The sequence below is a fragment of the Burkholderia sp. BCC1047 genome (assembly GCF_902833155.1).
Taxonomy (GTDB): domain Bacteria; phylum Pseudomonadota; class Gammaproteobacteria; order Burkholderiales; family Burkholderiaceae; genus Burkholderia; species Burkholderia sola.
In genome coordinates, this window is sequence record NZ_CADFEH010000005.1 from 91,306 (window position 1) to 103,547 (window position 12,242).

At 68.5% G+C, this 12,242-nt stretch carries 11 protein-coding genes; 4 read left to right on the plus strand and 7 right to left on the minus strand.

Going from position 1 to position 12,242, the window contains the following annotated elements:
- Positions 1-4: 4 nt before the first annotated feature.
- Positions 5-988 (minus strand): SDR family oxidoreductase, encoded by a 984-nt coding sequence (locus HWX55_RS07820; protein WP_175975175.1) that lies wholly within the window; start codon positions 986-988, stop codon positions 5-7.
- A gap of 275 nt (positions 989-1,263) precedes the next feature.
- On the opposite strand from HWX55_RS07820, the gene coxB reads away from it, so the two are divergent.
- From coxB to HWX55_RS07840, 4 genes are read left to right on the plus strand one after another with little or no spacing between them, the layout of a single operon-like run.
- On the plus strand, positions 1,264-2,325 hold the full coding sequence (coxB, locus tag HWX55_RS07825) for a cytochrome c oxidase subunit II (protein ID WP_175975309.1): 1,062 nt from the start codon (positions 1,264-1,266) through the stop codon (positions 2,323-2,325).
- A 13-nt stretch (positions 2,326-2,338) separates the two neighbouring features.
- Positions 2,339-4,978 (plus strand): cytochrome c oxidase subunit I, encoded by a 2,640-nt coding sequence (gene ctaD / locus HWX55_RS07830; protein ID WP_175975176.1) that lies wholly within the window; start codon positions 2,339-2,341, stop codon positions 4,976-4,978.
- Positions 4,975-5,376 (plus strand): cytochrome C oxidase subunit I, encoded by a 402-nt coding sequence (locus HWX55_RS07835; RefSeq protein WP_175975177.1) that lies wholly within the window; start codon positions 4,975-4,977, stop codon positions 5,374-5,376. Before ctaD ends, HWX55_RS07835 begins: the two co-directional genes overlap by 4 nt.
- A complete protein-coding gene (locus tag HWX55_RS07840; RefSeq protein ID WP_175975178.1) occupies positions 5,367-6,956 on the plus strand; it encodes a cytochrome c in 1,590 nt (529 codons plus the stop codon). The genes HWX55_RS07835 and HWX55_RS07840 overlap by 10 nt, the downstream gene beginning before the upstream one ends.
- Before the next feature lie 13 nt (positions 6,957-6,969).
- Here HWX55_RS07840 and HWX55_RS07845 read toward each other — a convergent pair whose 3' ends face one another.
- The 6 genes from HWX55_RS07845 to catA all read right to left on the minus strand — a co-directional run bounded on the left by HWX55_RS07845 (position 6,970) and on the right by catA (position 12,229).
- Positions 6,970-7,368, minus strand: coding sequence for a RidA family protein (locus HWX55_RS07845; RefSeq protein ID WP_175975179.1), 399 nt, complete (start codon positions 7,366-7,368; stop codon positions 6,970-6,972).
- Between the two features lie 109 nt (positions 7,369-7,477).
- The gene (gene benD / locus HWX55_RS07850) at positions 7,478-8,254 is read right to left on the minus strand and encodes a benzoate diol dehydrogenase BenD (RefSeq protein WP_175975180.1); all 777 of its coding nucleotides are present in this window, start codon (positions 8,252-8,254) and stop codon (positions 7,478-7,480) included.
- Complete coding sequence (benC, locus tag HWX55_RS07855) at positions 8,251-9,273, minus strand: benzoate 1,2-dioxygenase electron transfer component BenC (protein WP_175975181.1); 1,023 nt, start codon at positions 9,271-9,273, stop codon at positions 8,251-8,253. Before benC ends, benD begins: the two co-directional genes overlap by 4 nt.
- A gap of 40 nt (positions 9,274-9,313) precedes the next feature.
- On the minus strand, positions 9,314-9,802 hold the full coding sequence (benB, locus tag HWX55_RS07860; protein WP_175975182.1) for a benzoate 1,2-dioxygenase small subunit: 489 nt from the start codon (positions 9,800-9,802) through the stop codon (positions 9,314-9,316).
- Positions 9,799-11,157 carry a Rieske 2Fe-2S domain-containing protein gene (locus HWX55_RS07865; protein WP_175975183.1) on the minus strand — a complete coding sequence of 453 codons (1,359 nt, stop codon included), beginning with the start codon at positions 11,155-11,157 and terminating at the stop codon, positions 9,799-9,801. Before HWX55_RS07865 ends, benB begins: the two co-directional genes overlap by 4 nt.
- Positions 11,158-11,278: 121 nt before the next feature.
- The gene (gene catA / locus HWX55_RS07870) at positions 11,279-12,229 is read right to left on the minus strand and encodes a catechol 1,2-dioxygenase (protein ID WP_175975184.1); all 951 of its coding nucleotides are present in this window, start codon (positions 12,227-12,229) and stop codon (positions 11,279-11,281) included.
- Positions 12,230-12,242: the final 13 nt, after the last annotated feature.

Consider the following 12,242-nt stretch of genomic DNA (forward strand, 5'->3'; position numbering starts at 1 on the left):
GCGCTCACCGGCTGCGTTTGCGCACGACGGCACACGCAGCCGCGAGCAGCGCGACGGCCGCGCCGAACGCGAGCGCGCGCGACGCGCCGAGCCCGGCCTCGGCGCCCGTGCGGTGCGCTTCGTCGGCGAACGCGCCGCGCGTCGCGTGGAGGCCCGGCACCGGCGCCCACAGGTTCGATGCGCGCGGGCCGGCCGGCGCCGCGCGCTGCTGGCCGCGCACGGCGGTGCGCGCGAGATAGCGGTCGAAGCAGCCGGGCGCGAGGCCGTTCGCGACGATCGCCGCGAGCGACGACCAGCCGACCCAGCGCTCGCGGCACGGATGCCGCGCCGCGTGCACGATCGCATCGGCTGCCACTTCCGGCGCATAGACTGGCGCGACCGGACGCGGCGCGTGCGGCAGCGTCGATTCGGCCCAGTCGAACTGCGGCGTGTCGATCGCGGGCAGTTGCACCATCGTCACGCGCACGCGGCTGCGCGTATGCAGCAACTCGCAGCGCAGCGCGTCGGTGAAGCCGCGAATCGCATGTTTCGCGCCGCAGTACGGCGCCTGTAGCGGAATCGACCGGTACGCGAGCGCCGAGCCGACCTGCACGATCGTGCCGCGGTTGCGCGGGGCCATCCGCGCGAGCGCGGCCCGCGTGCCGTACACGCAGCCAAGGTAAGTGACGGCCGTCACGCGCGCATAGTCTTCCGGCGAGATCGCGTCGAACGGCGCGAACACGGTGACCATCGCGTTGTTGACCCACACGTCGAGCGGCCCGAGTTCGCGTTCGATCCGCTCGGCCGCCGCGTCGAGCGCGGCCGCATCGCTGACGTCGACGGCGATCGGCAGCGCCTGGACGCCATACGCACGCACCTCGCATGCGGTGTCGTGCAGTGCGCGCGGATCGCGAGCGAGCAGCGCGACGTTCGCGCCGAGCCGCGCAAACGCGTGGGCGGTCGCGCGGCCGACGCCGGCGCTCGCGCCCGTGATCGCGACGGTCTTCACGGTCGGTTTCTCCCGTTTTTCGATGCGGGCCGGCACGCGGCAGCGTGCCGGAATGCGATCGGCGCAGCAAACGTTATGCCGCCGTCCACGCGAGCCACATCGCCCCGGCACGTGCCGTGAACGGCCGCCCAATTTACAAGCCGGCTGTAACGCACCAGCCGCTGCGCGCGCCATTGCGCACCGTCAAGGCTGCCTATGAGCGAGCCCCGCGCGCACGAAACTTGCTCTGCCGCGAACGGCTGTCGTCACGCCGCCGAATGCGGCAAGGAGTCGTGTTGCTCGTCCCGCTGTCCAGGAAAACGCGTCGTATCGCATGCATCGCACCGTTCGCGTGGGCGGTCGCGCCGATGGTCGCGCGCGCAGCCGCCGAGCGTGCCGAGCCCGGCAATCCGGCCGCGCCGCTACCGCTCGCCTATGTCGTGCACGCGGCCGGCCCCGCCGCGCAGCCGGTCTTCGTGCTCGGCTGGGCGCTGCTCGCGCTGTGCACGTTCGTCTGCGTCGCGATCGCCGTGCTGCTGCTGATCGCGCTGTTTCGTCGTCGCGCGCAGGCGGGCGGCGGCTACGGCAGCGGGCTGACGATCGTGACCGTGGGCACCGCGATCTCGATCGTGCTGCTGTTCGGCGCGCTCGTGTACATGCTGCGCGTGCTGGGCGCGATCGCGGCGCCGCCGCGTCCGCCCGCGCTGACGATCGTCGTGACCGCCCAAGACTGGTGGTGGGCCGTTCGTTATCCGGACGATGCGAACGGCCCGGGCTTCGTCACGGCGAACGAGATCCATATTCCGGTGGGCGAGCCCGTCGCGATCGAACTGAAGAGCGCCGACGTGATCCATGCGTTCTGGGTGCCGCAACTCGCCGGCAAGACGCAGACGATTCCCGGCCAGACCAACCGCCAATGGCTGCAGGCCGACCGGCCGGGCATCTACCGCGGCCAATGCTCGCAATACTGCGGCGCGCAGCACGCGCACATGGCGTTCGAAGTCGTGGCCGAGCCGCCGGACGCGTTTCGTGCGTGGCTCGCCACGCAGCGGCAACCGGCTCAAGTACCCGCGACGAGCACCGGCACCGAGCACCGCGGCCAGCGCGTGTTCGCCGCGCGCTGCGCGGGCTGCCACGCGGTGCGCGGCACCGACGCGACGGGCGACGCGGGCCCCGATCTCACGCACGTCGGCACGCGCCGGCTGCTCGCGGCCGGCACGCTCGACAACACGCCCGACAACCTGCGCCGCTGGATCGCGCATGCGCAGCAAATCAAGCCGCAATCGCTGATGCCGTCGATCGCGCTCGCGCCGCGCGACGCCGACGATCTCGCCGCGTATCTCGCGACGCTGCACTGAACCGAGGATGCCGATGGCCATTGCCCGCGACACGCCCGCCCCGCTCAGCCGCGTACCCGATCTCGGCGACGCGCCGCCCGGTTCCGCGCACGAGCGCGCGCTGGCCGAGCTGTGGGAATCTGAACCCGGCTGGCGCGGCTGGCTCGGCACCGTCGATCACAAGCGCATCGGGCTGCGCTACATCGTCACCGCGTTCGCGTTCCTGCTGCTCGGCGGCGTCGAGGCGCTCGTGATGCGCATCCAGCTCGCGCGGCCGAACGCGTCGCTGCTCACGCCCGCGCAATACGATTCGCTGTTCACGATGCACGGCGTCACGATGATCTTCCTGTACGCGCTGCCCGTGCTGTCCGGCTTCGCGAACTACCTGTGGCCGCTGATGCTCGGCTCGCGCGACATGGCGTTTCCGCGGCTGAACGCGTTCTCGTACTGGGCGTTCCTGTTCGCCGGGCTGTTCCTGTACGCAAGCTTTCCGCTCGGTGCGGTGCCGGACGGCGGCTGGTTCAATTACGTGCCGCTCACGTCGCTCGACTACAGCGCCGGCGCGAACATCGACATCTACGCGCTCGGGATGATCCTGCTCGGCATCTCGACGACGGGCGGCGCCGCGAACTTCGTCGTCACGTTGCTGCGGATGCGCGCGCACGGCATGTCGATCGACCGGGTGCCGATCATCGTGTGGGGCACGCTGACCGCGTCGGTCGCGAACCTCGTCGCGGTGCCGTCGGTGAGCCTCGCGTTCCTGCTGCTGTGGCTCGACCGCAATGCCGGCACGCATTTCTTCGACGTCGCGCACGGCGGCCGTCCGCTGTTGTGGCAGCACCTGTTCTGGATGTTCGCGCATCCGTGGGTCTACGTGGTCGTGCTGCCGGCAATGGGGATCGTGTCGGACGCGCTGCCGACCTTCTGCCGACGCCCGCTCGTCGCATACGAGGCCGTCGCGGTATCGACGGTGGCGACGATGCTGATCGGTTTCGAGGTGTGGGTGCACCACATGTTCGCGACGGGCATCGCGCCGCTCGCGCTCGCGTTCTTCGGCGCCGCGAGCATGCTGATCTCGATTCCGAGCGCGGTCGCGGTGTTCGCATGGATCGCGACGATCTGGACTGGCCGCCCCGTGTTTCGCACGCCGTTCCTGTATTTCGCGGGCTTCGTGCTGATGTTCGTGATCGGCGGCGTGTCCGGCGTGATGACCGCGGCCGTGCCGCTCGACTGGCAGCTCACCGATACGTACTTCGTCGTCGCGCACCTGCACTACGTGCTGCTCGGCATCAACGTGTTTCCGGTGCTCGGGGGCGTCGCGTACTGGTTCCCGAAATTCACCGGGCGGATGATGAACGAGCGCTTCGGCAAGCTGACCTTCTGGGTCGTGCTGGTCGGCTTCAATCTCGGGTTCTTCCCGATGCATATTGCCGGGCTGCTCGGGATGCCGCGCCGCATCTATACCTATCCGTCCGGGATGGGCTGGGACACGTCGAACCTGCTGACGACGATCGGCTCGTTCGTGTTCGGGATCGGCATCGTGATGTTCGTCGTCAACGCGCTGGTGAGCGCGCGGCGCGGCGTGCGCGCCAGCGAGAATCCGTGGGGCGCGGCGGGCCTCGAATGGTCGGTCGCGTCGCCGACGCCCGTGTACAACTTCGCGGTGCTGCCGCTCGTCGCGTCGCGGCATCCGCTGTGGGAAACGCGCGACGATCCGGCGCGCACCAGCCTGCGGGTCGGCTACCGGCTCGCCGATGGGCGCGAGGCGCTCGCGGTCACGCCGCTCGCCGCCGCGCCGAGCGCGATCCTGAAGATGCCCGAAGACAGCTGCATGCCGTTCGTGCTCGCGCTGCTCGCGACCGCCGTGTTCGCGGCGATGCTCGCGCGCTCGCCGACGCTCGTGTGCGTGGCAGTCGCCGGTTGCGCGATCGCGACCGCCGCGTGGCTGTGGCCGCGCCGCGAACTCGGACAACGCGCGCGCCTGCCGGCCCGCGCCGACACGCAGGCGCCCGCCGCGACCGCCGGGGGTCATCCGGACGAGCCGCCGTCGGCGACGGTGCCGGCAGCCGCGCCGGCCGCGTGCATCGAGCCGCTGCCGGTCGGCAGTCAAGGCGAACGCGCGGGCGGCTGGTGGGGCATGCTCACGCTGATCGTGACCGAGGCCGGGCTGTTCGGCTACCTGCTGTTCTGCTACTTCTACCTGCAGTCGCAGTGGTCCGCGCCGTGGCCGCCCGAAGGCATGCCGAAGATCGGGCTCGCGGCCGCCAACACGGTCGTGCTGCTGTCGAGCAGCGTGTTCGTGTGGCTCGCCGAGCGCGCGGTGCGGGCCGACCGGCAGGCGCGCGCGGTCGCGCTGCTCGCCGTCGCGCTGGTGCTCGGCACCGCATTCGCGCTGGTCCAGCTGCACGAATGGCGCGATCACCCGTACGGCCCGACCGCGCACCTGTACGGCAGCCTCTATTTCACGATCACCGGGTTCCACCTCGCGCACGTCGTGGCCGGTCTCGCGATCCTCGCGCTGCTCGCCGCGTGGACGGCCGCCGGTTTCTTCGGCCGCGAGCGACGCGTCGCGCTGACGGTCGGCGGGCTCTACTGGCACTTCGTCGACATCGTGTGGCTGTTCATCTTCACCGCGCTGTACGTGTCGCCGTTCTGGCTGAGGAGCACGGGATGAGCGACGCACGACGCGCGTGGACACCGCTGCTCGCGATCGCCGCCGGCCTCGTCGGCGCGCCCACGCTGTGGTTCGCGCAGATGCTGGTGTCGGAGACACTCGCGTCCACCGCATGCTATCCGCTCGGCGTCGCGCAGGCCGCGCCGCGCTGGGCGCACGTCGGCGTGTGGCTCGCGCTGATCGCCGCGGGCGCGTTCGCGCTGGCCGCGGCCTGCGCGACCTGGCTCGCGCACGCGTGGCGGCACCGGCACGATGCCGATGCGCGTGCCGCGACGCGCGACGGCAGTACGCGCTTTCTCGCGCGCTGCGGCATGCTCGCGGCGCTCGGTTTCGTGATCGGTCTGGTGTTTACGGGGATTGTCACCGCTTTCGTGGGGCCTTGCAGTCCATGGCGCTGATCCCGTTCGCTTCGTTCCCGTTCCCATTCCGAGTCCTGGGCCACCGCGCGGGTGTCGCGTTTGCGGTATGCATCGCGCTCTGCGGATGCGACATGCAGCGCGACGACAACGCGGCCGCGGCCGGCGACACGGCCGACACCGCGTCGGCGGCGGAAGCGCCCGAGCCCGCATCGGGCTGGCGGTTCGTGCGGATTCGCGCGTCGGCGGCCGATGTCGGTGCGTCGATGTCCGCGCGCGTGAAGGACGACCGTCGGCTGTCACGCGACCGGGACGCGTCAGTGGCGGATGCAACATCGTCCGCGGCGCCCACTCCGCCGCCCGATGCGGCGTCTGCCTCGACTGCCCGCCGCCCGATAATCGCCGCGGCGGCCGCGAGCGCCGACGCCGCGACGCTCGCACGCGGTCGCTATCTCGCGCTCGCCGGCGATTGCGCCGCGTGCCACGACGCGGCCGACCATACGCCGTACGCGGGCGGCCAGCCGGTGAATTCGCCGTTCGGGCCGATCTATGCGCCGAACATCACGCCGGACCCGACGCACGGCATAGGCAACTACACGCTGCGGCAATTCGACGATGCGATGCGGCGCGGCGTGCGCGCGGACGGCAGCCGGCTGTATCCGGCCATGCCGTACCCGTCGTTCGCGCACCTGAGCGACGACGACGTGCGCGCGCTGTATGCGTATTTCATGCGCGGCGTCGCGCCGTCCGCGAATGCGGCGAAACTCACGCAACTGCCGTTTCCGTTCAACCAGCGCTGGGCGCTCGGGCTGTGGAGCCTCGTGTTCGCGAACCGCGACCGGTTCACGCCGCAGCCGTCGCAATCGGCGCAATGGAATCGCGGCGCGTATCTCGTACAGGGGCTCGGCCATTGCGGCGCGTGCCATACGCCGCGCGGGCCGGCCTACAACGAACGCGGATACGACGAACGCAGCCCCGCGTTCCTGACCGGCGGCATCAACGACCACTGGTTCGCGCCAAACCTGACCGGCGCGGTTCCGGACGGCCTCGGCCGCTGGTCGGCCGACGACATCGCCGCGTTCCTGCGCAGCGGTCATGCGGCGCGCGGCGCGGTGTTCGGCGCGATGGCGCCGGTCGTCGGCGAAAGCACCGCGTTGCTGACGGACGCCGATCGCCATGCGATCGCCGTGTACCTGAAATCGTTGCCCGCGCAACCGACTGCCGCGACGAATCCGCTGGGCGTGGGCGTGCCGCGGCTGACGGTTGCCGGCCCGCGTCCGGAAGGCGGCCAGCAAGCGCCGGGGGCCGGTGTGTATGCGGGGTTCTGTGCACGCTGCCATGGCGCCGAAGGTAAAGGCGTGCCGGATCACGGGCCGGCGCTCGCGGGCAGTTCGATCGTGCTCGCGGCCGATCCGACGAGCACGATCCGGATCGTGGTCGAAGGTGCGCGGCCCACGCCAGGGAAGCCGGGGCCGGTGCAGCGGATGCCGGCGATGCGCGGCGCGCTGACGAGCAGCGAGATCGCAGCGGTGGTCAGCTACGTGCGCGGGGCGTGGGGGAATCGGGCGGCGCCGGTGTCGGAGCAGGATGTGAGGCGGTTGCGGGGGGCGATCCACAAGTAGCGGGTCGGCTTTGTCACGCCCGCGTCACCGCCACCGCCTTGATTTCGACGATATACCCTGGCGAACCACCAAGCATGTGTGCGCCGACGGCCGTCCACGCCGGCCGCGGATGCGCACGAAAATAGCGGTCGCGCACCTGCATGAACAACGGCAGGTCGCGCATGTCGGTGTGAAAGGTGGTGAGATCCACGACGTCGTCGAACGATGCGCCGGCCGCGTCCAGCACGCGCTTCAGGTTCTCAAACGCCTGCACGATTTGGGCTTCGCGATCCTCGACCAACTGCATCGCGGCGTCGCGGCCGATCTGCCCAGATACGTAGACGGTATCGCCGACCTTGATCGCCGGCGCATAGCCGATCTTGTCATACACGGCTTCCATGCCGGCCGGAACGATTGCTTCGCGTTCGTTCATGCGTGTCTCCGTGGCCGGGCTTGCCGCACCGGCCGGTTATGTGATGGTCGTCGTGCACCTGGCAGTGGCGTGTGCACCGAGAAAGCAAGCAAATCGGCAGGCGCGCCCCTCAACCCGTATCCCCACCCGCGACCGGCAGCACCGTCCCGGTGATATAGCTCGCCTCGTCCGACGCGAGGAACAGGATCGGCGCGATCTGCTCGTCGAGGCTGCCGTAGCGCTTGAAGTACGTCGAGTCGGTCACCTGCCGCACGGCCTCGGCCATCCACGCCTGTTCCTGCTCGGTGTCGCCCGCCGCATTGCGCGGCACGCGGCGCGGCGGCGCGCTGGTGCCGCCCGGCGCGGTGGCGACGACGCGGATATTGCGTTCCGCATACTCCATCGCGAGCGCCGACGTCAGCGCGTTCACGCCGCCCTTCGCCGCCGAATACGGCACGCGTCGAATACCGCGCGTCGCATTCGACGAGATGTTGACGATGGTGCCGCCGCCGCGCGCGATCAGGTGCGGCAGCACGGCGTGACACGCATAGAGCGTCGGCATCAGCGAGCGGCGGATTTCCGCGTCGATCTGCGCCGGCTCGAACGCCGCGAACGGCCGCATCCGGATCGCGCCACCGACGCCGTTGATCAGGATGTCGATGCCGCCGAACGTCTGCACCGCATACGCGATCGCCGCATGCGCACCTTCGTACGTTTCGAGATCGGCGACGAAGCCGGCCGTCTCGCCACCGGTCGCTTCGGCCGCCACGTCGGCGACGAAATCCGCGCGATCGACGAACAGCACCTTGCCGCCCTCGGCCGCCGCGCGCAGCGCGACACCGCGGCCGATGCCCTGCGCCGCGCCGGTAACGACGACGACCTTGCCGGAGAATCGTTGCATGGTCATGCCGCCTTTGCCGTGACGTTGGGGGTGAACTTCTCGTAGTGGAAGCTGTTCGGTTTCACGCCTGCATCGTCGAAATACTGACGCACCGCATCGACCATCGGCGGCGGTCCGCACAGATACACGTCGACGTCGCCGTCGTTCAGCGCGTCGGCCGGGATGTGCTGCGTGACCCAGCCCTTGCGTGCGTGGTTCGACGCCGAATCGGCAACGACCGTCGCGAAGCTGAAGTTCGGCAGCTTCGCCGCCAGCGCTTCGATCGCGTCGACCAGCACGAGATCGAGATCGCGCGTCACGCCGTAGATCAGGTGCACCTTCTGCTGAGAGCCGCTGCGCGCGAGCACGTCGAGCATCGACAGGAACGGCGCGAGGCCCGTGCCGCCGGCGAGGAACAGCAGCGGCCGCTGTACGTCGCGCAGATAGAAGCTGCCGAGCGGACCGTGCAGTTCGAGCGTGTCGCCGGGCCGCGCGGATGCGAGCCACGTGCTCATTACGCCGCCGGGAATCTTCTTGATCAGGAAGCCGACCTTCGCGTCGCCCGGCGCGGACGAGAACGAATACGACCGATGCTGGCCGCTGCCCGGCACGCCGATGTTCACGTACTGGCCCGGCAGGAACACCGGCGCATTCGTGCCGACGTCGAGTTCGAGCACGACGGCCGCATCATTGTGCTGCTCGACCTTCGTGACCGTCGCGACAAAACTGCTTTGCCCCGTCTTGCACGCGACCGACGACGTCGGCACAGCGATCACGCAATCGCTGTGCGGCACCATCTGGCACGTCAGCACGAGGCCGCCGTTCTTTTCGTCCTCGGTGAGCGCATCGTCGATGTAATCGTCGCCGAGCTCGTAGTGCCCGCTTTCCGCGCGGCACTTGCAGGTGCCGCACACGCCGTCGGAGCAATCCATCGGCAAATTGATCTTCGCGCGGAAGGCCGCGTCGAGCACCTTCTCGCCGGCCTTGCAGTCGATGAAGCGGGTTACCCCGTCCTCGAAATTCAATGCAATCTTGTAGCTGGACATCGCGTCACCTCCACTTCCTTTCATGGCAAAACAACGGGCGTCAGACGTGATACACGTCGAGCACCTGCCGGATGTAGTCGTTCTTCAGCACGATCTTCTTGTGCGAAATCAGCAGTGCGTCGCCCGCACGGCGCAACGTGACGAACATCGTGCCGAAGAAGTGATCGGTCACGCGATAACGGTGGTTCAGCGTGTGGAAGTTGTAGCGCACGTCGACCTCGTCGTCGCGTTCGGCCAGCACCTCGACGTTCGTCACGTTGTGGCTGGTGCGCGGCTCGGGCGTCGACGCGCCGCTGCGCTCGGTCTTGATCCGGAACACGCGATCCTCGAGGCCGCCGCGGTCCGCGTAGTACATCAGCGAGATCTGGCGCTGCGGATCGTCGGTCGGCCGATCGTCGTCGTCCCACGCGGGCATCCAGTACGTGACGTCCTCCGCGTAGCAGGTCAGCCACGCGTCCCACTCGCGATCGTCGAGTAGGCGCGCCTCGCGATACAGCGCCGCGCAAATCGTCCGGTAATCGAAGCTCATGCCGCCACCTCCCCGCGTGCCTTCTTCAGCGCATCGCGCATCACGTTCACCCAGTGTTCGTGCTGGCACACGAACAGCCCCTCGTCCTCGCTGCGCTCGCCCGAAATGCGCGGGTTCAGCCCCATCTTTTTCGCGTTCTCGTCCGGCCCGTCGATCCACAGCGGCGCGCCGCGCGACAGGTCGTTCCACATCGCCGTGATGCCCGCATAGCCGGCCTGGCACGCACGAAACTCCTCGAGATCGTCGGCCGTGCCCATACCGCTCACGTTGAAGAAATCCTCGTACTGGCGAATCCGCGTCGTGCGATCGGCTTCGCTCTCGCCCTTCGGCGCGAAGCAGAAGATCGTGACTTCGGTTTTGTCGACGCCGAGCGGCCGCACCACGCGGATCTGCGTGCTGAACTGATCCATCAGGAACACGTTCGGATACACGCACAGATTGCGCGTCTGGTTCACGATGAAATCGGCCTGCACGTCGCCGACGCGCGCACGGATCTCGTCGCGGTGCTGATACACGGGGCGCACTTCCGGGTTCATCGTCTGGGTCCACAGCAGGATGTGGCCGTGGTCGAAGCCGTACACGCCCGCGACCGACTTGCTCCAGCTGTTCGCATCGACCGCCTTGGTGCCGTCTTCCTTGCGGCGGCTCATCGTCGCCGCATAGTTCCAGTGCACGGTGCTGACGTGGTAGCCGTCGCAGCCGTTTTCCATCTGCATCTTCCAGTTGCCTTCGTAGATGTAGGACGAGTTGCCGCGCAGCACTTCGAGCCCGTTCGGCGCCTGGTCGACGATCTGGTCGATGATCACGCGCGCTTCGCCGAGGTAGTCCTCGAGCGGCAGAACGTCGGCGTTGAGGCTGCCGAACAGGAAGCCGCGATAGTTCGCGAAGCGCGCGACCTTCTTCAGATCGTGCGAGCCGTGCGTGTTGAACTGCACCGGATACTCGGTCGTCTTCTCGTCCTTCACCTTCAGCAGCTTGCCGGTGTTCGAGAAGGTCCAGCCGTGGAACGGGCACGTGAAGCTGCCCTTGTTGCCGTGCTTGCGGCGGCACAGCATCGCGCCCTTGTGCGCACACGCGTTGATCACCGCATGCAGCTCGCCGGTCTTGTCGCGCGTGATGACGATCGGCTGGCGGCCGATCCACGTCGTGTAGTAATCGTTGTTGTCCGGAATCTGGCTTTCGTGCGCCAGATACACCCAGTTGCCCTCGAAGATGTGCTTCATCTCGAGTTCGTACAGTTCCGCGTTCGTGAAGATGTCGCGGCGGCAGCGGAAGATGCCGGCCGCCTTGTCATCCTGTACGGCGGTTTCCAGCAGGTGATCCAGTTCGTTCGTAGCGTCGATCGTGATGGACATGATGGCTCCTTCCATGCGCGTGCCGCGTCCTGCAAGCACGCTCGCATCGGTATCGGTTGAATCTCGGGGACCGGCCAGCAGCGGCGACGCACGCGCGCGCGCCGCCGTGCTGCCGGACGGGTTATGCCGTGGCTGAGGCGCGCAGACGTTCGACGATCTGGTTGTCCTTGCCCTGCACGCGCGGCGTCAGCACGAAGTTGAATTCGATGTCCTGGTACGCATCGGTCTTCATGCCGAGCGCCGTGCCGCCGGCCTTGTCGGTCACGGGCGGAATCAGCTCCTCGCGCGTCGCATACGCGAAGTCGTCCCAGATCAGCGGATCGCCGTCGATGTTGAACTGCGTCGTCAGCTTGCGGTGATCGGGGCTGTCGACGAAGAAGTGCACGTGCGCGGGGCGATTGCCGTGGCGGCCGAGACGGTTCAGCAGTTGCTGCGTCGCGCCCTGCGGCGGGCAGCCGTAGCCCACCGGCATCAGCGTGCGGAATTCGTATTGGCCGTCGGCGCCCGTCTTCACCGCACCGCGCAGGTTGAAGTCGCTCTGCTTGCCGGTCGGGTCGAAGTGCGAATAGAAGCCGTGCGAATTCGCGTGCCAGCATTCGACCAGCGCGCCGGCCACCGGCTTGCCGTCGAGATCCTTCACCGTGCCGTGGATCACGAGCGGGCCCGCGCCGTCGTCCGCGTCGAGGTCGATCTTCGCGACGCCGTCGCGTACCGGGGCGCCCGCCACGTACAGCGGCCCCTCGATCGTGCGCGGCGTGCCGCCGTCGAGGCCGGTCGCCTTGTCCTCGGCATCCATCCGGATGTCGAGATACTTTTCGAGACCGAGGCCGGCCGCGAGCAGCGCTGCTTCGCCATCCTGACCAAGCTTGTTCAGATAGTTGACGCCGGCCCACACTTCGTCGGGCGTGATGTCGAGATCGTCGATCGCCTTGAACAGGTCGCCGAGCAGGCGCAGCACGATCTGCTGCGTGCGTGCGTCGCCTTTCCTGCCGTTTCCGCCAGTCCCGCCCGCGTTCGATGCGGCCTTCAGCAGGTCCTGCACTTCCCGGGTATCGAAAACTTTGACGCTCATGATGCTGTCTCCA

Excerpts from the sequence above, each read along its gene's own strand:
- ctaD (WP_175975176.1), top strand. The coding sequence starts at position 2,339 with ATGGCCATTGCCCGCGACACGCCCGCCCCGCTCAGCCGCGTACCCGAT.
- HWX55_RS07835 (WP_175975177.1), top strand. The coding sequence starts at position 4,975 with ATGAGCGACGCACGACGCGCGTGGACACCGCTGCTCGCGATCGCCGCC.
- HWX55_RS07840 (WP_175975178.1), top strand. The coding sequence starts at position 5,367 with ATGGCGCTGATCCCGTTCGCTTCGTTCCCGTTCCCATTCCGAGTCCTG.
- HWX55_RS07845 (WP_175975179.1), bottom strand. The coding sequence starts at position 7,368 with ATGAACGAACGCGAAGCAATCGTTCCGGCCGGCATGGAAGCCGTGTAT.
- benD (WP_175975180.1), bottom strand. The coding sequence starts at position 8,254 with ATGACCATGCAACGATTCTCCGGCAAGGTCGTCGTCGTTACCGGCGCG.
- benC (WP_175975181.1), bottom strand. The coding sequence starts at position 9,273 with ATGTCCAGCTACAAGATTGCATTGAATTTCGAGGACGGGGTAACCCGC.
- benB (WP_175975182.1), bottom strand. The coding sequence starts at position 9,802 with ATGAGCTTCGATTACCGGACGATTTGCGCGGCGCTGTATCGCGAGGCG.
- HWX55_RS07865 (WP_175975183.1), bottom strand. The coding sequence starts at position 11,157 with ATGTCCATCACGATCGACGCTACGAACGAACTGGATCACCTGCTGGAA.
- catA (WP_175975184.1), bottom strand. The coding sequence starts at position 12,229 with ATGAGCGTCAAAGTTTTCGATACCCGGGAAGTGCAGGACCTGCTGAAG.